Genomic DNA, 22136 nt, shown 5'->3' on the forward strand with positions numbered 1-22136 from the left:
ACTAGCTCCTCTTCAGCGCCGCAGCGGCGTCTCTGACATGGTGGAGGGGGATGAAACCGAGTGCGGACTCGGCGCGTTCGCCATCCGCGACCCATGAGTAATGGATGTAGTCGAGCAGGGCCACGGGCAACGTGCCCGCGCCCACGGCGTCCAACGTATGCAGGCCGGCCCGGAACAAGGGCCCTGGCAGAGGGAGCGGCCGCGCGCCCGCCTGCTGAATGAGGCCGGAGATCGGCATCACCCCGCGGCCCACGATGTTGAACTCGCCGGACGCGTCCGCGCGCAGGGCCAGGTGCAAGGCACGGGCGGCGTCGTCTTCGTGCAGCCCCTGCCAGAGCGGATCGAAGCCCATCAGCGTGGGCACCACGGGATTCTTCAAGAAGCGCGTGGCCGGGTTGTCCACCGAGGGCCCGAGTACCGGCGCGAAGCGCAGCACGAGCACGCGCATGTCCGGATGCCGCTCCCGGAAGGCGCGCACCTGGCCTTCCACCTCCACCTTGTCGGTGACGAAGCGACTGTGCGGGCAACCCTGGAGCGCCGAGTCCTCGCGCAGCATCGCGGGGTTGTTCCCGCGCGCGCCGTAGACGGCCGTCAGGGAGGGCACCACCAGCCGGGGCAGCCGCGAGCGGCCCGCCGCCGTCAGCACGTTCATCGTGCCGATGACTTCCAGCTCGTGCGCCAGGGAGCCGTTGCGGATGGGACCGAACAGGAACGCCAGGTGATAGAGCGCGTCCACGGGGCGCTCGGTGAGCGCGTCGGTGAGCTCGCTCTCGGCATCGTACCGGGTGAGGTCCACGCGGTGGAACTCCACCTTGTCGCCCTCCGGGCGGACGACGTCGAGCACGAGGATGCTCTCCACGTCGGGATCCCTGTCCAGCCGAGACAGCAGGAGCCGCCCATAGTCGCCGCTCGCGCCCGTTACCGCGATGCGCAGCCGTCCCTTGCCTGGTCGTGACACGTCCATACGCGGTGTCGCGTGTTAGCCCAGCCGCCTGGGATTGTCAGCCGCCACCCATGCTGTGTTGCTGGACAACGTCGCCTGGGTGGCGGAGGGTGTCCGGCCGCCATGTCCCGGATTGCCCGTCTCAGCGACGTCCTCATCAACAAGATTGCCGCCGGCGAAGTCGTGGAGCGCCCCGCCTCCGTCGTGAAGGAGCTGGTGGAAAACGCCATCGACGCCGGTGCCGGCACGATCCGCGTCGAGCTGGACGGGGGAGGCGTGGACCGCATCATCGTGTCGGATGATGGGCACGGCATGGGGCGCTCGGACGCCGTGGCCTGCCTGGAGCGCCACGCCACCAGCAAGCTGCGCGAGCTGGACGACCTGTTCCACATCGACTCCATGGGGTTCCGGGGCGAGGCCATTCCCGCTATCGCATCCGTTTCCCGGTTCACACTTCACTCCGCGGCTACGAACTCCGAGGTGGGCACGCGGGTGTCGGTGGAAGGCGGTGGGCCACCGCTGGTGGAGGACGCGCCGCCGCGCACGGGCACGGTCATCACCGTGGAGGACCTGTTCTTCAACGTGCCCGCGCGCCGCAAGTTCCTGCGCCGGGGCGACACGGAGCTGAAGCACGCGGAAGAGGCCGTGGTGCGCCTGGCCCTGGCGTACCCGGAGGTGGGCTTCTTCGCCTCGCACGAGGGCGGCGCGCTCTTCTCCAGCGCGGCCTGCCCGGATGACCCGCGCGAGCGAATCGCCGCGGCGCTGGGCTCCACGTCGCATCCGCACCTGTTCCCCGTGGAGGAGCGCCGGCTGGGCGTGGCCGTCACGGGGTATGCCGCCTCGCCCGAGTTCACCTTCAACAACGCGCGCGGCCTCTACACCTTCGTCAACCGCCGCTACATCCGGGACCGCGGCCTCATTGGCACCATCCAGCGCGCGTACCAGGACTTCCTCGCCGCCGGGCGCCAGCCCGTGGTGGTGCTGCACATCGACGTGGACCCGCGCGCGGTGGACGTCAACGTGCACCCGCAGAAGCAGGAGGTCCGCTTCGCCGACGCCCGGGGTGTCCAGGAGGCGGTGACGGCCGCGCTCAGCCGCATGCTGCGCGCCGCGCCGTGGCTGGGCTCGGGCGTGGAGGGCGCCGCGCCCCAGGCCGGCCAGCCCATGGACGCCGCGCACTACGCGCACGCCGTGGAGCGCTTCCTCACCCGCGCCCAGGAAGCCGCATGGGGCGGCCCGCTGCCCACCGCCATGGATGCACCGGGCCCTGGCCCTGGGGCCCCGTCCCTGGGGACGCTGGGGCAGGGGGCTCGGCCGGGAGCGCTGCCCTTCGCCGCCGCGGTGGGGCAGGCCCCCGCCTTCGGTCAGGCGCAGCCCCAGCTCAACGAGGCACCTCCGCCGGGCTACTTCGGCGCGCTGCGGCCCCTGGGCATGCTGGGGGGCCGCTTCCATGTCTGCGAGGGACCGGGTGGCACGCTGGTGGTGATGGATCCACACGCAGCGCTGGAGCGCGCGCGCCTGACGGGCTACCTGCGCGCGTTGGAGGCCGGCAAGCCGCCTCCGGCACCCACGCTTTTCGGTACCACGCTGGAGTTGCCCGTCGCGGCGGCCAAGGCCCTGGTGGAGGGCAGGGAAGCCCTGTCCCGCCTGGGCTTCGACGTGGAGCCGTTCGGCGGCACCACTGTGGCGTTGAAGACAGTGCCGCCGGGACTTGAAGGGGCGGACGCGCGTTCGCTGCTGGAGGCCCTGGCGCGGGCGCTGCCGCCGAAGAGCGCGACGCTGGACACGGTGTCGCTGGCGGAGGCGGTGCGGGTGATGGCGTGCCACGCCGCGAAGCAGGCCGGCGCCGTGCCGCTCTCCGACGCGCAGTTCCGCGCGCTGCTCGGGGAGTTGGACCGGGCCGACTTCCACCCCACGTGCAGCCACGGCACGGTGGTGGTGCTGGAGATGCCCTTGCTGGAGCTGGAGCGGCGCGCCCGCTGAGTGCCCCGAAAATTGACGGGGGGGGACCCCCTGTTACCGTGCGCCACACGCTTGTAGCACCCAGGCCAACCTCCGCAGCGCACAGGAGCGGGCACATGCACGGTGTGATCACCCTGCGGGACGTGGTGGCGAATCTCGGCGTGGTGCTGCGCGAGTTCGGCGCCGGATGCGTGGTGCGCTGCTTCGTCGCATCACTTCGCCGCCGGCGGACCACCTTCCTGGAAATCGCGCTGAGCCCCAAGCGCCCCTGACGCCAAAGCCGCCATTGATGCTCCGTCGCCTTCTTCCGCTCACACTGCTGCTTTCCGCTCCCGCCGCCGCTCAGGATTACGCATACGGTGATGAGGATGTGTCCACCTCGCTGGATGGGGTGGGCCGCATCACCATCCAGGGCGGCTGGCGCATCACCCCCAACAAGACGCTCTACGACGGCTGGTACTCGCGCTCCGCCAACCAGGCACTGCCGCGTGCCCGGGAAGTGGCGGGCGGGCCCACGGTGGTGGCGTCCTTCGCCTACGCCATCTCCGACCTGCTGGAGGTGGGCATCGACCTGTTCGGCACGCAGAGTCGCCTGTACCTCAACGAGCCGGGCGCCGACGGCGGGCCGCCGCAGGCCCGGCAGGTGGACGTGCTGGGCTACGGGGCGCTCATCGGCCTGCGCTTCCAGACGGTGATTCCGCAGCTGGGCCCTCATGGGCTCGTGCCCTTCGCGGGCTTGCTGACGGGGCCCACGCTCGCTTCGTCGGAGCGCAAGGGGGAGGAGCTCCAGGAAACCACCACCCAGACGTGGATGGGCAACGTGGGCGCCACGTTGCGCCTGACGCCGCGTTGGGGCATCACTGCCGACTACCGGCTCGCGTTCCTCCGAGGTCCCGTGGGGCCGTCCACGGCGCGCGTCGGTTCGTTCAGCCTGGGCGGGAGCTGGCTCTCGCTGGGCGTGACGTACAGCTTTCCAGCAGAGCCATCACGGCCGCTCCCTGGGAGCCTGTAAGTCCGCAGGGGAAGCAGGCGAGCCGGGCGCTGTTGCCCTTCTTCGGGAAATGCATTGGCTAAGCAGCGCTGTTCCGCTGCGGAAATTATCGACGCATGACCGGGAGAACTCCTTACGATGCGTGAATCGGCCGAATTCATTTCCGGGCCTAGGAAGATGTCCATGCCAGACCAGCCGAAAACGGATGTGGAAAAGGAGCTCACGGATCTGCGCCGTGAGATTGTCGAGGCACGCAACCTCGTCATCAAGAGCGACAACCTGCTCAAGAACCTCCATGCGGAGGTGAAGGCGGTTGGCAAACGCCACGAAGATTTCCAGAAGCGCCAGTGGCTGTCGTCCGCGGTGGCCTACGTGCTGTTCGCGGTCATCTGCGTGGGCGCCGCGCTGATGATCACCAGCGCGCGCAGCACCAGCGCCACCAACGAGAAGGAGCGCCTGGAGAAGACGGTCGCCGACCTCACCGGCCAACTGGAGAAGCAGCGCGCGGACACCGCGGCACACCAGTCGGTCCAGCAGGAGGCGAACAAGGTCTACAAGATGATGACCAGCCTGCCCGGTGACGAGCGCCTCAAGGGCATCGACGCGCTGGTGAAACTGGACACGTCGCGGTTGAGCAACCTGGAGCGCCAGGCCCTCAATGACCGCGCCGCCGTGCTGCGCCGGGAGACGGGCGACGCCGCGTTCGAGCAGGGCAAGATCGCCTTCCGCAAGAACGAGATGGCCAGCGTCATCTCCAACATGGAGCGGTTCCTGGCCATGAACCCGCCGCAGGACCAGGCGCTGGACGCGTCCTTCTTCCTGGGCACGGCCTACAACAACACCCGCAACCACGAGAAGGCGGTGCCGCTGCTCGCCCGCTTCGTGGACGGGGACCGCAAGTCGAAGACGCGGGACTACGCCATGTTGATGCTGGCGCACTCCTACCAGGAGGTCGGCCAGTACGATAAGGCGCTGGAAGTCGCCCGTGACGCGGCTGGCGCCTACCTCAACAGCCCGTACCAGTCGCAGTTCCGGGGCCGCATCGCCGCGGTGAAGCGCCTGATGAACCCGGAGAGCGCGGCGCCCGCGGCTCCGGCCCAGGCGACCAGCCAGCCCGGCCAGTAGCCGCCCGTGGGGTCCGGAACCCCACCTACCGGAAGCATTGCTACACGGAAGCGTTGCCACACGGGGTCCACGGTCATAAGACGTGGGCCCCGTGTCCGCTCCCGACCCCCGGAAAGATCCCCGCTACCGCCGCTTTCGTGGTGCCGCGTATGGGATTTACATCCTCGTCACCACGCTGTTCTCGTTGTGGCTCATCTGGAGTGTCGGCCGCTCTGTCCTGGCCATGACGCCGGAGAAGCTGCCTCCCGCCCCCGTGGCGCTCACGTTCCGCGAGTGCCTGGATGGCGCGCGCGCCTTGTGGACGGATCTGGAGAGCGGGCGCGAGAAGCTGGTGAACGTGTCTCCCGCCAAGAGCGTCGACCAGGAATGGATGCGCTTCCGCACCGAGTGGCTGCAGAAGCTCCGCGTCCGTGAGGCCGAATGCGCGCTCGACTCGCGGGAGCGGGCCCCCCTGCGCGAGGTGTTCCGCCGCCTGATGCGCGTGCAGGACCTCTACGCCATCCACGCGGTGCAGTACGCGGGAGAGGTGGGCGGCGAGGTGGATGCGCTGCACGAAGCCATGAACACCGCGGGCCGCAACCCCGGCGCCGGCCGGCTGCCCTGAGTCAGCGCACCGGCAGCAGGGCGGTGTAGCGGCCCAGGTGGTCCGACACCGTCTGTGACAGCAGCACCGGAGACGGGCGCCCTCCCAGGTCCGCCACCCGGTAGAAGCGCACGGAGGCATAGGGCGAGGGCGCTCCGGCCTCGGTCACCATGCCCCGCACCGTGCGGCCGCGCTGGAGCGGGAAGGTGGCCAGCACCTGCTCGGACGCGTCGTCGCCGGGGAGTACGGTGATGACGCGGCTGACGCGGGGCAGGTTCTCCGTGGGGATGAAGTCCACACGGTAGATGCCCGGATCCAACCCCAGGCGGAACGCGCCCGTGTCGTCGGTGGTGCCCAGGGACTCACTGCCCGCCGGTGGACGCGGCCAGCCGGGCACCTGTCCCACCGGATCCGCCAGCACCCTCACGCCCAGCGCCGGTGAGGTGTTGTCCGTCTGGAGAATCGTCCCCCGGATGATGCGCCGGTCCGGACACACGACGTCCGGCAGCACCGCGCCGGTGCGAGGCACCTCCACCGACTGCACCGTCAGGCCCGCGGTGGAGCCTGACGGCGGCACCACCACCAGCGACAGGTTGCCGCCCGGCCCCGACGGGAGCGTCTCCACCGTGAAGCGGCCCTCCGAGTCGGTGGTGCCCAGGGGCCCCTGGTACGTGCCGCCGCCGCCCACGGGACCGCGCAGGGACACGGAGGCCTGGACCACGGGCCGGCCGTCCCGTCCCAGGATGCGGCCGGACACCTGGACCGGCTCGCCATAGTCACCCAGCTCCAGCGGCGCGGTGAGCGGCTCGCGGGGATCCACGGTGAACGTCTTTTGCGGAACCCACACGTCGCCTGTCGCCGTCACGCGCACCAGGAGGCTGGTGCGCTGCGAGGCCTCCAGCGGCAGGGCCAGGGAGAAGGCGCCTGAGCCGCGCGCCACCGGCACGCGCTGGGACAGGGGTGTCAGGTCCGCGTCCAGCGCCTGGACCTGCAGCGCGGCGTCCACGAGCTGCGCGCCCTGGCGCACCACCCGGCCTTCCAGCCGGGCCACCTGGTTGGGGGAGGGCAGCACCAGTTGCAGGGGCACGGCGCCGCCGGGCGACACGGTGGCTTCGCCTCGCACCGGTGGCAGCCCCAGGTCCTCCGGCTCCAACGTCACCGTGTACGTCCCGGTCCCCACGGGCAGCACCCAGGCGCCGTTGAGAGGGACCAGGTCGGCCGTGAAGAGGCGCGCCACACCCGGCAGCAGCGCGCTCTCCCCGCGGGCGGTGAGGTGGAGCGGCTCGTTGTAGGGACGCGGGGCGCTGCCACCAGGGCTCGTGGCGCGCACGGTGCTTCCCTGGACGGTGGCGGGCCCGAACAGCGCCAGGTTCAGCTCCGGCCGGATGGCGTCGACCTGGAAGTCCTGCGCGTGCAGGCCGTCATGGGGGTTGGGCGTCACCTCCACCACGATGTCGCGGCCCGGGTCGCCGCAGCCGTCCGGGAAGCACACCTCGTTGATGGCACAGTCGCTGTCCGCGCGGCACACCAACTGGCTGGGGTCGGGCGCTTCCTCCAGCAGCACGCAGCCGGCGCTGGGCAGGCCCGACAGCAGGACCGTCCACGCGAGTCGCCGCACCCGCCTCACCGGCAGTCTCCCTGGACGGTGTTGACCACCCATGAATAGGTGACGACGAAGCCCGGGTTGTTGATGGTGGTGCCATCCGGCAGCTGCACCGGCCGGGGCCGCACCACACGGTCCACCAGCTCCGCGTCGGTCACCAGCGCCTCCACCAGGTGGGGGCCGGGCGTGCTCAGCGGGTTGTTGGCGGACGCGAGGCTGATGAGCAGCGTGCCCCGGTCCGTGCGCCGGGGTTCGCGGGTGCTGGCCAACTCGTACTGACGGTAGGGGCCGCGCGGGTCCTGCGGGTTGTAGTCCACGTACCAGTGCACGACGATGCGGTCGTCCACGTCCGGGTCCTCGACGGCCACCTCGAAGGTGAGGTCGCAGCCGTCCGCGCCGAAGTCCGAGATGAAGCGCTGCTGGGGGGCCACCAGGCTGTCGATGATGCGCGGCGGCCGGTTCATGAACTCCGGCACGGCGTCCAGCAGCGTGTCGTCCTGGGGGATGAGGCAGCCGGACGCGGCGCAGCCCGCGGCCATCAGCAGCCACAGCTCTCGTCTCCAGGAGTATCGCCGCGTCGTCGCTTCCATCGTTCGGACGGGCTGCTCTCCTAGAGCAGCTCGTCTCCCTCCTCGGGTGGCAGGGGCCGCCCTGACTTCTCCGCTTCCAGCTTCTCCAGATGCCGGAAGATGGTGCGCGGGTCCACTCCCAGGTCCTTGGCCGTCTTGGTGCGGTTCCCGTTGTTCCGGGCGAGCACCTCGTTGATGTAACGCTTCTGGAACTCTTCCTTGGCCTGGAGCAGCGGCATGATGGGCTCCAGGTTCTCCGGCTTCAGGTCCAGGTCATCCGGCCCCAGGAGCGGCTTGTCCGCGAGCACCACCGCCTTCTTGAGCCGGTTCTCCAGCTCGCGGATGTTGCCCGGCCAGCCGTACTTGCGCATGGACACGGTGGCGGAGGGGGTGAAGCCGCGGGCCTTGGAGCTGAACTCGCGGGCGTACTTCTGGAGGAAGAAGCGGCCCAGCACCACCACGTCCTCGCCGCGCTCGCGCAGGGGCGGCAGCTTCAGCGTGACGACGTTGAGGCGGTAGTAGAGGTCCTCGCGGAAGGTGTTCTTCTTCACCTCGTCCTCGAGCACCTTGTTGGTGGCCGCCACCACGCGGATGTCCACCGGCTCGCCGCGGTTGTCGCCGACCTTGTAGACGATCTTCTCCTGGAGCGCGCGCAAGAGCTTCACCTGGAGCTGCAACGGCATCTCCCCGATTTCGTCCAGGAAGAGCGTGCCGCCAATGGCCGCCTGGAACTTGCCGGCCTTGGTGGCCACCGCGCCAGTGAAGGCGCCCTTCACGTGGCCGAACAGCTCGCTCTCCAGCAGGTTCTCCGGAATCGCGCCGCAGTTGATGGTGATGAAGGGGCCCTTCGCGCGCGTCGAGCGGCGGTGGATTTCCCGCGCGATGAGCTCCTTGCCGGTGCCCGTCTCACCGGTGATGAGCACGGAGATGTCCGTGGGCGCGATCTTGTCGATGCGCTTGTACACGTCCCGCATGCCCTGGCACGCGCCGACGATGTCGCCATAGCGCTGGTCCTCCAGCTTGCGGCGCAGCTCGGTGTTGTCGAGCTTGAGGTCGCTCACCAGCATCGCGTTCTGGAGGATGAGCGACGCCTGCGCCGCGAAGATGGTGAGCATGTCCGCGCTCTTGGGCTCGAACCGGTTCACCAGCCGGTCATTGCCCACGTAGAGGACGCCGAAGAGGTCGCCCTTCTGCATCAGCGGCACGCACATGACGGAGTGGACGCGCAGGTTCACCACCGACTCGCTCTTGTTGAACTCCGGCGAGTCCAGCGCGTCCGCGACGATGAGCGCCTTCTGCTCCTTCACCACCTTGGCGATGATGGAGTCGGAGATCTTGTCCTTCTCCACCGCGTCCTCGATGTTCTCCCGGGACACGTTGCGCGCCACCTTCACGCGCGGGTCCCCGTTCTCCATCAGGATGAGGAAGCCCTTGTCGGCGCGTGTCACCTCGATGGCCTCGTCCATCAGGCCCTCCAGGAGGCGCTCCAAGTCGTAGAGCCCCAGCAGCCGCTCGCTGAACGCCGTGAGCCGGCGCAGCAGCAGCAGCTCGCGGCCGGGGACACCGGGCAGCTCCGAGGTGTGCGAGTCGGGGTTGGACGTGTGAATCAGCTCGCGCGGAGGGGACGCGGGGAGCGGCGGTGCACGGGGCGCGTCGTCCCGGGCGAAGATCAGCTCGGTGTGGCCCACGCGGACCACGTCGCCGGTGGAGAGCGCATGGGCGTCACGCTTCTTGCCGTTGACGTGAAAGGTGGCGCCCAGGCTGCCCACCTCGTAGCGCGTGCCGTCGAAGGTGACGTGCAGGGCGCTGGCGGGCACGGAGGTGTCCTCCAGCGGGATGTCGTTGTCCGGGCCCCGGCCAATGCTGGTGAGGCGCTTGTGCAGGGAGACTGCGCGGACCTTGCCATCGGGGGTGCGGACGGTGAGGCTGGCCATGGCTTCACGTACCTGGAGGGAGTCTCCGTCAGAAGGAGAGCGTGAGACCGGCGCCGAGTCCGCCGGAGGTCGGGTAGATGCCCACGCGCGTGTACGTCTTCGGTGCCGTCGCGCGGGCGGAAGTGGAGCGAGGGAGCGGCTCCGCGGGTTGTTCGGCGCGAGGCTCCACCGTGCTGCGGACCACCTGGTCCTCGTGGTGGAACAGCGCGTCCACCACGCCCACGGCGTAGACGGCGTAGAAGCCCGCGGCCGACGACAGCTTGAGCAACTGCCACGCGTCGCGCTGCCTGGCCCGGTTGGTGGGGATGTAGCGGACGGTGACGGAGGCCCGGCCGTCCGGGTCCAGCACGTTGTCCAGGTCGATGGTGCGCTCTTCGAAGAGCCCTTCGTAGGCGAAGAAGGAGATGATGCTCGTCACCGCCAGCACACCTTCGGTGGCGGCGAAGACGATGCCCAGACTGGTGCGGCCCTGCTGGAACTGGCCGGCGCCGAAGGGGACGAAGTTGACCAGGAAGTTGCGCTTCTCCACCGTGCGCACCGTCACCTGGGACGCCAGCTCCTCGGCGCGGCGGCGCTGCACCTCGGCTTCCAGGCGCTCGCGCTCGCGGCGCTCGGCCTCTGCCTTCTCGCGCTCCTGACGCAGCCGCCGCTCCTGGCGCAGGAAGTCCAGCTCCGTGTCCATGTCCTCCTTGAGCGTGTCGAAGAAGGCCACCGCGGGCGGCGGGACGACGAAGGGGTCCAGGCTGAAGTCCGGATCCAACCGGAGCAGCGCGCGCAGGTGGCGGCGGGCGTCGTCGGTGCGGCCCAGGTTGAAGGCCGCCAGGCCCGCGAGCTTGTGCAGCTCCGCCAGGTCGTCCTCGTCCAGGCCGCCCCGGTCGATGCGCGACGCCGCGCGGTCCATCACCTCCGCGTACTTGCCGTACTCGAAGCTGGCGCGCAGCGCGGCGACCTCCGGGTCACCGGCGTCCTGGGCGAACGTGGCGCCCGGAGCGAGCAGCATCATCGCCGTGAGCAAGAGCGGGAGGCAGCGGCTCATTCTGGGCGGAGGCTCCCGCGCAGGGTGGTGGGTTCGCCCGGACGCAGATGCACCACCCGGCGCTCCGGCACGTAGCCCGGGTGGGAGACCTCCACCACCACGGTGTGCTGGAAGCCCGCGGGGCCTCGCGGAGAGCGGACCTCGAAGGGCGTCTTCACGCTGTCCTCCGCGGAGCGGAACTCGTCGCCCACGCGCACCAGCGCGCCCGCGGGCTCGAAGTCGACCGACAGGCGGGACGCCTTGGGCTGGGCGCGCAGGTGGAAGACGTTGTCGCCGTCCGGCTGCACGTCGATGGTGTCCACCACGTCCTCGCAGTAGTCGCAGGAGATGGTGACCGTGTGCCGGCCCGGCGTCACCTCCACGTCATGCTTCTGGAGCGGCTGGGCGCTGGCCGCGCCGTCATCCACGCGGATGCTGCCATAGGGGCGCACCAGGATGGACACAGGCAGCTTGCGCACCAGCGGCTTGCGCGGTGCTTCCTCGTCCTCGCCCGCGGGGCGTGTGCCCATGCTGCGAACGGTGCCGCCCACGGCCGGCGTGCCATCCGTCCGCGGCGACAGGCCTACCGGTGCCGTCGTGCCCTTGCCCGCGCGCGAGGCCGGGCGGGGCGGCTGCGATGTGCCAGGGCCGGGACGCCCGGCGCTCTCCTTCGGGGCCGGGGTGGTGTCGGGAGGCGCGACGGTGGCGAGCGGCTCGGAAGGTGGGGCCGGAGGCAGCGTGGCCGCGACCTGTCCGGGCGTGGTGGCGTCGGGCGGGGTGGGGGCTTCGGCGTCGTTCGCATGGCGAGCCTTCCAGCCGCCCAGTCCCAGCAGTCCGGCGGCGGCCACGCCCACGCCCAGACGGAGCCCCCGGCGGCGCCACGTCTTGATGCGCTGGGCGCGCTGGATGCCCTTGAGGAGCGCCAGCGCTCGCGCGTTGGTGGTGTCCAGCGCCAGCACCTGGTTGAGGCTGGCCAGGGCGCGCGGGGTGCGCTTCTCCGCGAGCTGCCGCTCGCTGCGCTCCAGCAGGGTGGCGACGATGCGCTGACGGGCCAGCTTCCGGTACGACGGCGGGTCCGCGAAGTACGACACCAGCTCCTCGCCCACGCGGGCGAAGCCCAGGCCGGCCAGGTAGTCCGCCAGGGCGTCCCGCAGCCGGGCCGCGTCGGGGTAGCGCCGCTCCGGGTCGCGCTGGAGGCAGATGGCGCAGATGTCCGCCAGCTCGTCCGACAGCGCGGGCACCCGCCGGCGTGCGTCCTCGTAGTCCCCGTCCAGGATGCGCTTGAGCGTGGCGGTGGTGTTGGGCGCGCTGAAGGGCAGCCGTCCCGTCATCGCCGCGTAGAACATGATGCCCACGCTGAAGACGTCCGCCGTGGGGCCCGCCTCCAGGCCTTCGATGATCTCCGGGGCCATGTGGGCCGGCGAGCCCACCAGCGTGCCGGTGACGGTCATCCGCTCCTCGATGTCCATCAGCCGCGCGATGCCGAAGTCCATGAGCTTGAGGACGCCGTCCTCGCGCACCATGACGTTCTCCGGCTTGAGGTCGCGGTGGATGACGCCGGACTCGTGCGCGTGCGCCAGCGCCGCGGCCAGCTCGTGGATGACCATGGCCGCCAGCTCCGGCGGGTCCATGGGCCCCTCGTCCAGGAACGTCTTCAGCGTCTGCCCGCGGATGTACTCGGTGACGATGAACGCGTCCTGGGCGTCCGCGGCGGAGAAGTCGAAGACCTCCAGGATGTTGGGGTGGTGCAGCTTCGCCACCGCGCGGGCCTCGCGGGCCAGCCGCCGGCGGGACTCATCCTTGCCGGCCAGGTGCGGGTGCAGCACCTTCACCGCGACTTCACGGTCCAGGGCGGTGTCGAGCCCTTTGTACACGACGCTCATGCCCCCCGAGCCCAGCTGCTCGAGGATGCGGTAGCGACCGATATGGCGGCCGACGAGCGTCGTCATGGCGGTTTGGCGGTCCCCTCAGTCCCCGAAGCTGATGCCCATGCTCTTGGTGAAGCGCACCAGCTCACCCCCCGGATCCACCCGGCGCTCCTTGCGCGACTCGCTCAAGGGGACCGCGATGATTTCGCCCGCGCGCAGGGCCACCATGTGGTCCCACTGGCCCGCGCTCACCAGGTCCAGCACCTTGCACCCGTAGCGAGTGGCCAGTACCCGGTCCGCCGCGCTGGGGCTGCCCCCGCGCTGGAGGTGGCCCAGCACCGTCACGCGAATCTCCGCCTCGATGTGCCGGGCCAGCAGGTCCGCCAGCACCTTCCCCGAGCCGCCGAGCCGCACCACGCCCCGGCCGGGAATGGCCTCCGCCGTGTCCAGCACGGCCAGCTCTCCGCCCTGGGGGAACGCGCCTTCGGAGATGGCGATGATGGAGAAGCTGCGACGGCGGGTGGAGCGGCGGCGGATCTTCTCCACCACGGACTCCACGCTGTATGGAATCTCCGGGATCAGGATGACGTCCGCGCCCCCGGCGATGCCGCTCTCCAGGGTGAGGAAGCCGGCGTGGCGGCCCATGATCTCCACGACCATCACCCGGTCATGGGCCTCGGCGGTGGAGTGCAGGCGGTCGAGCGCCTCGGTGACGATGAGCCGCGCGGTGTCGAAGCCGAAGGTCTGATCCGTCCCGGACAGGTCGTTGTCGATGGTCTTCGGACAGCCGACCACCTTGAGCCCCTTCTCCACGAGCCGGTGGGCGATGGACAGCGTCCCGTCGCCGCCCACGGCGATGAGCCCGTCCAGGCCCAGCTCCTCGCAGCGGAGCAGGACCTGATCGGACACGTCCCGCTCCACCCAGTGGCCATCCTCACGGGTCGCGTAGCTGAAGGGGTTGGCCTTGTTGGACGTGCCCAGGATGGTGCCGCCCTTGGGGAGGATGCCGCGGGTGTCCTCCTCGGTGAGCGGGTGGGCGAGCCCTGGCTCCACCAGCCCCATGTAGCCGTTCTCGATGCCCACGAACTCGTAGCCGAATTCGTGCGTGCCCCGCTTCACGAGGCCGCGAATGAGTGCGTTGAGGCCGGGGCAGTCGCCACCGCCGGTCAGGACTCCAAGTCTCATGGGACGGGGCATACAGGTCGGACGCGGGTGTCAGAGGGAGGGTGCTTCACCATGACAGAAACGTCGGACCTGATTGTAGGGGGGGCCCCCCGGGGGTGCAACGCGTGAATCACCAGCCAGGGCTGATTCGCGAGTGGAAACGGGCGTTTTCCTCAGTCCCGCTTCAGGCGGCGGCGCGAGGCCACCCGGTCCAGCAGGGCCTGGAGCCGAGGCTCCGGCTTGTCGGGAAGTGCCCTATCTGTCGGTGACTGTAGGGGCATGGCCTTCGCGAGGCCATAGAGCTCGATCAGCCGCTCCTTGAGCAGCTCGCTGTCCGGGCGTTCCTGGACCGCGCGCCGGTAGCAAGCCGCGGCGCCCGCATAGTCGCCCAGCGCGAAGAGGCGCTCGCCTTCCTGGACGGGGGAGGAAGGGCCCACGGGGAGGGGGATGCTGGCCTTGGCCCGGGCGGCTTCGAGCACCTCCAACTCCGCGGGTTGGAGCAGCTCGCGCGCGTTGGCGAGCTTGAGGGCGAGCGCCTCGTCGTGCGGGAAGGCCCGCACCAGCGACTCGTACAGGCCGAGCGCTTCGGTGAGCTCGCCGCGGCGCAGGGCGCGATCGGCACGTGACTCCATGTCGGCCCTGGCGGCGGGGTTCATCTCCCGGGCAGGTTACCCGCGCTGCGCGGGGATGTCACAACGAACACGCAGGGAGTCGCCGCGACAAAGCTCGGATTCCGGGAGGCCACACGCTGTGTCGGAGTGGCCGACACTCAGGCACGGATTCCAGAAGGCTGGATGTGCGGTGCATGTCGCGCGCGCAGACGCCCGAGGCGAGGGCGGCCACCGCGACTGCGAGGAGACGGGGTGCCCCGGGCTATTTCGCCTCGGTGCGGCGGAAGAACACGTCCGTGTTTTCGTTGGTCAGGTCTTCCAGCCAGGCCACATAGCCATGTCCTCCGCCGCTGGAGGCGAAGACGCGTGGCGCGGAAGAGCGCGTCGGCGTGTTGCTCAGGTTCGTCACGGGCGTGAACGACGCGCCCAGGTCATCGCTGGCCCGGTAGAAGATGTCGACCGAGCCGGCGGTGGTGTTCTCCCACGCGACGCGCAGATGCGATTGGGCTGCGGAGAGGCTGACGGAGCCGGAGTATCCCGGGGTGAGGCTCAGGTTGCGTGGCGCGGAGAACGTGGCCCCCTGGTCGTTGCTGGCGCGCAGGAGGATGTCGAAGTTGCCGGGGCTGTCGTCCTGCCACGCCACGAAGACGTGCTGACCCGAGATTTCGAGGTCCGGCGCGAGCGCGAAGCCTTGGCTCCCACTCATGGCTTGGGTGGGCTCAAAGCTCGCCCCCCGGTCGGTGCTGCGGCGGTAGAGGATGGTGCAGGTGTCCGGGAAGAGGTCGTCGCATTCCTCCCAGACCACGTGGACCTTCTGGTCCTTGACGGCGATGCGGGCGAGCAGTGACGGCTGCCCCGGGCCTTCGCCGGCACTGAGGTTGAGACGCGGTGCGAAGGCCGTTCCCTCGTCGGGGCTGGTCCTCATGTACACGTCGGGCCGGTCATCCGCGTCGATGTTGTCACCCACCATGTAGACGCGATTGTTGGACGCGGTCATCTCCGTCACCCCGGTGCCATGACGGTCGTCCAGCGCCAGTGTGGGGCCGAAGGTCCGCCCCTTGTCGTGACTCGCGCGGAATTGCTGGGTCGCGGACCGCGGGCCCGTGAGCTCGGTCCATGTCACGTACACATCGCTGTTCTCGGCCGCGAGCCGGGGCGAAAATCCGTGCGCGGCCAGGGTCACCGCGGGGGCGAAGTTCCTTCCGTTGTCGTGGCTCACGCGGAACTGGATGCCCTGTTCGCGCCAGGCGACGTAGACCTTCTTTCCCTCCGCGACCACGGTGGGGAGGTAGGCGGACCCGGTGTTGTTGCTCAGCCTCAGGGGCGGCTCGAAGCTCTTTCCCTGGTCCGAGCTCCTGCGCAGGTAGACGTGGGTGACGTCCAGGGACGATGTATCACTCCACACGATGTAGACATTGCTGTCGGCGACGGCTGTCTGGAATTCGAAGTTGAAGGTGGGCGTCCCGCTCAAATTCAGCACCGGACCGAAGGTCTCCTGGAATCGTGCCGGAACTTCCTGAGCCGCCGCACTCCTGGAGAGCAGCACGGTTCCGAACAGCACACCCCTGAGACATCGGCTCATCGCGCTCGCCATGTTCCCCGTCCCCCTCTCACCAAAGGCGAGGCGGAGGAATAGGCGCTGGCCACGTGTGGTGTCACTGAACGGGGGCGCTGTTCGCATGGAAATGGCGAACAGGGAGATGCCCTGGAAAAGGAGGGGCGAGTTCGCCATGGGATGCCTTGACGGGAAGCTGGCAGCCCCGGCCCGTTCGCGTGCCTGTGCTCCTTCAGGACGGCGGAGCCCGTGCGCGTTCGAGTCGCCCGAAGGGACGTCCGGCGTTCCTACCCTCTTGGCTGAACCCATTCAGCAGAGGGATTCGTCATGTTCCACCCAGCACGACACCGGCACTCCATCCACTGCATCCTGCCGCCCTACCTGGCTCGCTCCATCGCGCAGAACGGCACCAGCGATCAACGTGAGCGTGTCCTGCGGACGCTTTCCACGGATTCGACGTTCCGTGCGCTCCGGCTCGCGGGAAGCAGAACGACGCCATCGACGCTCGTCACCCGTCCCAGGGCCATGATGGTGGAATCCGCGCTGCATCGGACCATCTTCGATTTGAGGAACAGTGAAGCGTTTCCTGGCACGCCCGTTCGCTTCGAGGGACAGGAGGCGACGGACGACATCGCCGTCACTGAGGCCTATGACGGCTTGGGAGACACCTACAACTTCTTCTGGGAGATTTTCGGGCGCAATTCCATCGACGGGGATGGGATGCCGCTGCAGGCCTTCGTCCATTACGGGAACGACTACGACAACGCCTTCTGGGATGGGCGGCGCATGGTGTTCGGGGATGGGGACGGCGACCTCTTCAACCGCTTCACCATCTGCCTGGACGTCATCGCGCACGAACTCGCGCACGGTGTCACCGAGGACGAGGGACCGCTCTGGTATTTCCGCCAGGCGGGCGCGCTCAATGAGTCCATGTCCGACGTCTTCGGCTCCCTGGTGCGCCAGATGAAGCTCAATCAGAAGGTGGATGCGGCGGACTGGCTCATCGGCAAGGGCCTCTTCACCGGCAACGTGGAGGGGGTCGCGCTGCGCTCCATGAAGAATCCGGGGACGGCGTTCGATGATGACGTGCTGGGCAAGGACCCTCAGCCCGGGCACATGAAGGACTACGTCCGTACGTGGGAGGACAACGGGGGTGTGCACATCAACTCCGGAATCCCCAACCGGGCGTTCTACCTGGTTGCGTCGCAACTGGGCGGCTACGCCTGGGAGCGGGCGGGGCGCATCTGGTACGACGCCATTCGCGACTCACACATCAAGCCCGACATGGGCTTCCTCGACTTCGCGCGCATCACCGTGATGTCCGCGACGCGCTTGTTCGGCGCGGGAGAGGAGGAGGACGCGGTCCGGGAGGCCTGGGAGCAGGTGGGCATCCGCGTCACCCGGTCGGGTGTCCGCATGCCCGCGTTCGTCGGCGCCGTCACCCAGCCCTCGGCACAAGCGGGGCGCGCCCCCAGGGCGTAAGGGCTGCGTCGCGGCTGCCATGCGCATCGAACTCAAACGCGAAGGTGGGCCGGCCTACTTCCCTGGGCTGGCTCGGCCAAGAGTCGTGGACCTGACAAGCCTGCCACCAGAGCAGGCGGAGGCGCTGCGGCAAAGCGTCCAGGCCGCCCGCTTCTTCGAACTGCCTCCCGTTGTGGGCACCCTGCCTCCAGGCGCCGCGGATGCCCGCCGGTTCACCCTGACCGTGGAGGAGGAGGGGCGGCGGCATACCGTCCAGTTCATCGAGCCCGTGGAGGAGCCACGGCTTCATGACCTGCTGGAGCAGGTGACGAAGGCGGAGAGGGCGCAGCGCCGCGGCGCTCGGCCAGGCACGCCTGGGTGAGGCACCGTGCCTGGTCGAAGACAGCGATTGGCCGGCGTGTCCGGGCAGGTATTCTCCCCGCGATGCGTATGAACCGTTCCCTGGTCTTCTGCCTCCTGCTGACCGCCTGCGCGACCACGCCGCGCGAACCCGCCTCCGTTGCGGAGGCGTATGCCCGCGCCCTCGATGAAGGACGTGTCGGGGACGCGTTCGCGCTGACGGTGGGTGGGCCCGAGGAGGAGGCGGCGTTCCTGGAGCGCTATTCGGATCCCGGGGCTCGCAGCGCGAGGGCCGCCGACGTCCGCGCCGGCGCGCCGCTCCTGGAAGCGCGAGCGCCCTCCCTGACGGTCGCGCAGTCCACCCAGGGGTGGCGTGTCGTCGAGGCCCGGCCCGCGGATGTGCCTCGGGCTGCCCTTCGCCAGTTCATCGACAGCGTGGAGGCCCGTGACTGGAAGGCCGCCTGGGGCCAGCTCGCCGGGCCCTTGCGCGCGCGTTACACACCGGAGCGCCTTCGCGAGGATTTCGAGCGCGAACCGCTTGCGAAGGAGCGTCTCCGCCGTGCCCGGCTCGCACTCAATACGCATGTCCGCGTCGGCGCGGGTGAGGCCGTGTTCCCGCTGGGCGACGAACGCGCCGTTCGGCTGGTGCTCGAAGAGGGGGAGTACCGGATCGCGGCGCTCGAGTGAGGCCAGCGCCCATGCTCAGCGCGTGAACTCCAGCGCCAGCTTCTCCAGCAGTTCCTTCGTGCCCGCTTCGCGGCCGCGGATCGCGTCCTGTCCGCCCTCGAAGTACGCGCCCTGCTCGGTATAGGACATGCGCGTCTTGTCGCCCTCGGCGGTGAACTGCACCGTGACCAACGACGAGGAGATGCGCTTGCCTGCGATGGTCATCGTGTAGGCGAAGACGATGCGCTCGTTGGGGATGATGTCCGTGTAGAGCGTGTCGTTGCCAACCTCCGGGCCTCCCTGGAACCGGAAGACACCGCCCTCGCGGCCTCCCGCCTGGAAGTTGAGCTTGTAGTGGCCAACCTCCCAGCCCTCGCCCTCGACGAACCAGCGGCGGCGGATTTCAGGGTTCTCAAACGCGTTGAACACGCGGGGAACGGGGGCGTTGAAGGCGCGGTCGATGGTGAAGGTGCTGTGAACGACGGTCATGGTTTGTCTCCAGAGGGTGGGGTGGGTTCTTCGGAAAGCAGGGCTTCGAGCCGATCGAACTTCCGCTCGATGAGGCTCTTTCGAGCGGCAATCCATTGCTCGGCCACCCGGAAGCCCTTGGGCTCCAGCCGGCACGAGCGCACGCGGCCCACCTTCTCGGTCGTCACGAGGCCGCTCTCCTCGAGCACCTGAAGGTGCTGGACGACGGCCGCGAGCGAGATGCCAAGCGGCTTGGCGAGCGCACTCACCGAGGCGGGTCCATTGCCCAGGGTTTCGACCATCGCTCGGCGCGTGGGGTCCCCCAGGGCGTGGAAGACCCGGTCGATGTCCGATTGGTTAGGCACGGACTTAAGTATTGAGATGCGGGGGTAATTGTCAAGCCGATGCTTAAGTGTTGGCGGAAGTCGATGAGCCTGGCCGCCCGCTCGGGCTGGGTGCGCGGGGCAGGGCGTTACGGCGGGGCGGGCACGTAGAGCCGGCTGGGCGTGCCCTCGTAGTCGATGACGCGCTCGAAGCGCATTCCGCTGCGCTCCGCGACGCGGAGGGAGGCCCCATTGTCCGGGTGGATGATGGCGACCACGGGCACGTCGGGCAGGTGACGCTGGGCCAGCATCAGGGCCGTGCGGGCCATCTCCGTCGCATACCCGGTGCCCCAGGTCCGGGGCGTGAAGCGATAGGCGAGGTTCAGCACCGTGCGTCCTTCGAGCGCCTTGTGGCGCACGCCACCGAAGCCCACGACGTCACCAGGTGCTTCGCGCCGCGCCACCACCCAGTAGCCCACGCCGTGACGGGACCAGTCGTCCAGCCACAGCGCCAGTTGCTTCCTCGCGACTTCCAACGAGGGCATGGGGCCGGAGACGCTGAACCGGTTCGTCTCCGGATCCGCATGCAGGGCGAACACATCGTCCAAATCGCTGTCGCGCACGGCGCGAAGCAGCAGGCGTTCCGTGGCGATGTGCTGAAATACCTGGAGCATGGCTATCAGGGGGCGTCGTGACTAACCGGCCGCGAGCGCCGGTGGCGCCGGGATGGCAGGGCGGCCCGCGAACAGGGCGCCGAGGATCGCCGCTGCGCCCAGGGCGTGGATACCTCCCACCCATGACGGAGGCATCCACGCCACGCCAGCTCCAGCGAGGAACGCCACCACCGCGAGCGCGGAAGACAGGCGCCAGGCCCAGCGCTTGTGACGGAACAGGAACACCGTCGCGACAGCCAAGGTCAGCCCGTACAGCAGCAGCGCCGCGGACAGGGCCCCTGACACCTCGGCGGCCATGAGCCCGGCAAGCACCAGGTAGGGGACCATCAGCGACTGGGCGATGGCGGCCCCTGCGATGAATCCGCTTCTGCGCTGAGAAGGCCCGGAGGGAGTGTCGCTCACGCTGCAAGAGTATCGCGTCGGAATTCCGAGGCGCCAGCGTGATGCGGGTTCCAACCGGCGGCCTCGGCCGCATGCCCCGCGGGGAACTGCAACGCGGTGGAGCAGGAGTTGCGCTGCGAGCAGACGCCGTATGGCGACCACTACGCGCTCTTGCAGCTGACGTACTCCTGCAAGGACCGGCGACCTGCCAGTAGCGGCGGTGTCAGCACCTCAAGGCATGACGGGGCCGCGAATGCGCCCCCCGCCGGTGTCGTAGCGGCCATCCGGCACGTTCACCGAATGCCCCCGGCGTTTGATCGCGGCACCGGCGGCGCCGCCAGTCGACGCACCGAGTCCACCACATGCTCCCGCGGGTTCGCCGGGCTGGCCAAAGCCCCCGCCATCCCCGCCGAGCATGTCGTACGAGCCATCGCCCCTGTAGTCACCCGTCCGGCCGCCTTGGCCTCCCGCGGTGCCGCCGGCCCTGCCTGGTTCGCCGGTGCGCACGCCGTTGTCCTGGCCGCAATACGCCAGCTCTTCCGAACCGCTGAGGGAGCTGGCGCCTTCGCCCCCCGCGCCTCCGACGAAGCCTGCGCCGCCGCCACCGCCCGCGTTTCGGTTGCACCCGGACCCGCCGGCACCACCACCGCCGCCGCCCCAGATGTTGCCGCGATTGGTGAGGATGGCTGGAACCGTGAGCTCAATGGCCGTGCCTCCCGGCAGCCCGTCGCGATTGCACGAGCGGGGACGGCCTCCGCTTCCGCCATTGCCTCCCGAGCCGCCGTTGCCTCCGGCGCCCACGATGTTCGCATGGTTGTTGATGCGGACCGTTGAACCCGAAGGGAGCGCGCCCGTCGTGAGCGCTGGCGCCTGAGGTGAGAGCGCCCCCAGGTTGGCGTTCACGTCCACCCTGACCACCACGGGATAGCTGGGACGCCCCACCGCCTGCGCGACGTCCAGGTGGGTCGTCTCCCGAGCGATCACGAGGTTCAGCCGCGCGTGGGACAGTGGAATGCTTCCGCTGAACGGCTCGGAGCGGCTCAGGTGGGACAGGAAGGGGACCTCGCCGAACTGGGACAGGAAGTACTCCTCCACTTGCGTCATGGTGTTGCAGCCACCGCCAGGCCACGACAAGACACGGGCGCCGGTCGCGCAGCCCAGCGTGGTGCTGGCGTACGGCTGATGATGTGTGGCGGGTTGGGGGGGAACCACCTGCACCTTGCTGGGATCCACACCCTGGACGGTTGACGCCTGGCTCGAATAGCTGACCAGCCGGAGGATGCTCACGTTGCTGGCGTAGGGACCGGTCACCGTCACGTGCGAGGGTTTGTACGAGACAATGCCAATCTGGATGTTGGGGAGGTTCTCATCCATCACCAGGGTGTAGGTCCCTCCGTCGTAGTTGCTGAGCAGCAGGACATGCCCCGGCTCGGCGTTCACCGTGAAGGTGTTGCTGACGGCGACGGACGTGGAACCGCCGGCCGTCATGTACCGGAGCTCGTAGGTCCCTCCGCGACTGGGGGCGGAGAAGGACAGCAGGCCCACCGCGCCAGGGGGCACGTCCTGCCGGGTCAGGTGCGCGGAGTCCGGAGCGCCCTTCCTGAACAGGCCGACCCAATCCCCCGAGGGCCGGTTGGCGGGCGCGGCCCAGGCCAGCGTCAGGAGCGCCCCCGCTGCATACACGCCGTTGTTCGTCGCGAGCACATGGCCGGAGCAGTTGTCCTGTGGCGGCGCCGCGGCCCCCTCCGATGGCGCTCCCACGGGCGACGGACCTTCCGGGGGCGACGCGCTCCCCTCCAAGGCGCCACTGTCCAGCCCCGGCGCGCATGACATCAGCCATCCGGCCAGGACCCAGGTCATTCGACGCGTCCGACTTCCGC

Annotated in this window: 22 protein-coding genes; 8 read left to right on the forward strand and 14 right to left on the reverse strand. The window is 69.4% G+C overall.

Annotated elements, in window-relative coordinates; genetic code table 11:
* Nucleotide 1: 1 nt before the first annotated feature.
* On the reverse strand, nt 2–964 hold the full coding sequence (locus FMP39_RS12340; protein ID WP_141590102.1) for an SDR family oxidoreductase: 963 nt from the start codon (nt 962–964) through the stop codon (nt 2–4).
* Nucleotides 965–1066: 102 nt separating this feature from the next.
* Between FMP39_RS12340 and mutL the strand changes: the two genes are divergently transcribed.
* The 5 genes from mutL to FMP39_RS12360 all read left to right on the forward strand — a co-directional run bounded on the left by mutL (nt 1067) and on the right by FMP39_RS12360 (nt 5625).
* On the forward strand, nt 1067–2926 hold the full coding sequence (mutL, locus tag FMP39_RS12345; protein ID WP_141590103.1) for a DNA mismatch repair endonuclease MutL: 1860 nt from the start codon (nt 1067–1069) through the stop codon (nt 2924–2926).
* A 95-nt stretch (nt 2927–3021) separates the two neighbouring features.
* Entirely contained in the window at nt 3022–3177 is a 156-nt protein-coding gene (locus tag FMP39_RS37410) for a hypothetical protein (protein ID WP_163884409.1), read from the forward strand.
* Nucleotides 3178–3275: 98 nt separating this feature from the next.
* On the forward strand, nt 3276–3917 hold the full coding sequence (locus FMP39_RS12350) for a hypothetical protein (protein ID WP_228557922.1): 642 nt from the start codon (nt 3276–3278) through the stop codon (nt 3915–3917).
* A gap of 117 nt (nt 3918–4034) precedes the next feature.
* Nucleotides 4035–5021 (forward strand): tol-pal system YbgF family protein, encoded by a 987-nt coding sequence (locus tag FMP39_RS12355; RefSeq protein WP_141590105.1) that lies wholly within the window; start codon nt 4035–4037, stop codon nt 5019–5021.
* 91 nt (nt 5022–5112) lie between these two features.
* A complete protein-coding gene (locus tag FMP39_RS12360; protein WP_194858372.1) occupies nt 5113–5625 on the forward strand; it encodes a hypothetical protein in 513 nt (170 codons plus the stop codon).
* A 1-nt stretch (nt 5626) separates the two neighbouring features.
* Here the strand turns inward: FMP39_RS12360 and FMP39_RS12365 are convergent, their stop codons facing one another.
* The 8 genes from FMP39_RS12365 to FMP39_RS12400 all read right to left on the reverse strand — a co-directional run bounded on the left by FMP39_RS12365 (nt 5627) and on the right by FMP39_RS12400 (nt 15848).
* Nucleotides 5627–7222 (reverse strand): carboxypeptidase-like regulatory domain-containing protein, encoded by a 1596-nt coding sequence (locus FMP39_RS12365; protein ID WP_228557923.1) that lies wholly within the window; start codon nt 7220–7222, stop codon nt 5627–5629.
* 5 nt (nt 7223–7227) lie between these two features.
* Nucleotides 7228–7797: a hypothetical protein gene (locus FMP39_RS12370; protein WP_141590108.1), complete on the reverse strand. Its 570-nt coding sequence runs from the start codon at nt 7795–7797 to the stop codon at nt 7228–7230.
* 20 nt (nt 7798–7817) lie between these two features.
* The gene (locus tag FMP39_RS12375) at nt 7818–9710 is read right to left on the reverse strand and encodes a sigma 54-interacting transcriptional regulator (RefSeq protein WP_141590109.1); all 1893 of its coding nucleotides are present in this window, start codon (nt 9708–9710) and stop codon (nt 7818–7820) included.
* Nucleotides 9711–9738: 28 nt separating this feature from the next.
* Entirely contained in the window at nt 9739–10746 is a 1008-nt protein-coding gene (locus tag FMP39_RS12380; protein ID WP_141590110.1) for a hypothetical protein, read from the reverse strand.
* Complete coding sequence (locus FMP39_RS12385; protein ID WP_141590111.1) at nt 10743–12674, reverse strand: serine/threonine-protein kinase; 1932 nt, start codon at nt 12672–12674, stop codon at nt 10743–10745. The genes FMP39_RS12380 and FMP39_RS12385 overlap by 4 nt, the downstream gene beginning before the upstream one ends.
* A gap of 18 nt (nt 12675–12692) precedes the next feature.
* Nucleotides 12693–13778 carry a 6-phosphofructokinase gene (locus FMP39_RS12390; protein WP_194858373.1) on the reverse strand — a complete coding sequence of 362 codons (1086 nt, stop codon included), beginning with the start codon at nt 13776–13778 and terminating at the stop codon, nt 12693–12695.
* Nucleotides 13779–13930: 152 nt separating this feature from the next.
* Nucleotides 13931–14413: a tetratricopeptide repeat protein gene (locus tag FMP39_RS12395; RefSeq protein WP_141590113.1), complete on the reverse strand. Its 483-nt coding sequence runs from the start codon at nt 14411–14413 to the stop codon at nt 13931–13933.
* Between the two features lie 217 nt (nt 14414–14630).
* Nucleotides 14631–15848, reverse strand: a complete 1218-nt coding sequence (locus FMP39_RS12400; RefSeq protein WP_228557924.1) for a sialidase family protein — start codon at nt 15846–15848, stop codon at nt 14631–14633.
* Nucleotides 15849–16250: 402 nt separating this feature from the next.
* On the opposite strand from FMP39_RS12400, the gene FMP39_RS12405 reads away from it, so the two are divergent.
* From FMP39_RS12405 to FMP39_RS12415, 3 genes are read left to right on the forward strand one after another with little or no spacing between them, the layout of a single operon-like run.
* On the forward strand, nt 16251–17405 hold the full coding sequence (locus tag FMP39_RS12405; protein ID WP_141590115.1) for a M4 family metallopeptidase: 1155 nt from the start codon (nt 16251–16253) through the stop codon (nt 17403–17405).
* Nucleotides 17406–17424: 19 nt separating this feature from the next.
* Nucleotides 17425–17766: a protealysin inhibitor emfourin gene (locus tag FMP39_RS12410; RefSeq protein WP_141590116.1), complete on the forward strand. Its 342-nt coding sequence runs from the start codon at nt 17425–17427 to the stop codon at nt 17764–17766.
* Nucleotides 17763–18431, forward strand: a complete 669-nt coding sequence (locus FMP39_RS12415) for a hypothetical protein (RefSeq protein WP_141590117.1) — start codon at nt 17763–17765, stop codon at nt 18429–18431. Before FMP39_RS12410 ends, FMP39_RS12415 begins: the two co-directional genes overlap by 4 nt.
* A 15-nt stretch (nt 18432–18446) precedes the next feature.
* Here FMP39_RS12415 and FMP39_RS12420 read toward each other — a convergent pair whose 3' ends face one another.
* From FMP39_RS12420 to FMP39_RS37925, 5 genes are all read right to left on the reverse strand, one after another.
* Nucleotides 18447–18899 carry an SRPBCC family protein gene (locus FMP39_RS12420; protein ID WP_141590118.1) on the reverse strand — a complete coding sequence of 151 codons (453 nt, stop codon included), beginning with the start codon at nt 18897–18899 and terminating at the stop codon, nt 18447–18449.
* Entirely contained in the window at nt 18896–19243 is a 348-nt protein-coding gene (locus FMP39_RS12425; RefSeq protein ID WP_141590119.1) for a metalloregulator ArsR/SmtB family transcription factor, read from the reverse strand. The genes FMP39_RS12420 and FMP39_RS12425 overlap by 4 nt, the downstream gene beginning before the upstream one ends.
* A gap of 107 nt (nt 19244–19350) precedes the next feature.
* Nucleotides 19351–19875 carry a GNAT family N-acetyltransferase gene (locus tag FMP39_RS12430; RefSeq protein WP_228557926.1) on the reverse strand — a complete coding sequence of 175 codons (525 nt, stop codon included), beginning with the start codon at nt 19873–19875 and terminating at the stop codon, nt 19351–19353.
* A 21-nt stretch (nt 19876–19896) separates the two neighbouring features.
* A complete protein-coding gene (locus tag FMP39_RS12435) occupies nt 19897–20277 on the reverse strand; it encodes a hypothetical protein (protein ID WP_228557927.1) in 381 nt (126 codons plus the stop codon).
* Between the two features lie 210 nt (nt 20278–20487).
* Entirely contained in the window at nt 20488–22017 is a 1530-nt protein-coding gene (locus tag FMP39_RS37925) for a hypothetical protein (protein WP_228557929.1), read from the reverse strand.
* Nucleotides 22018–22136 lie beyond the last annotated feature (119 nt).

It is taken from the genome of Myxococcus sp. AB056, from assembly GCF_006547365.1.
In the GTDB taxonomy this organism is placed as follows: Bacteria; Myxococcota; Myxococcia; order Myxococcales; family Myxococcaceae; genus Myxococcus; species Myxococcus virescens.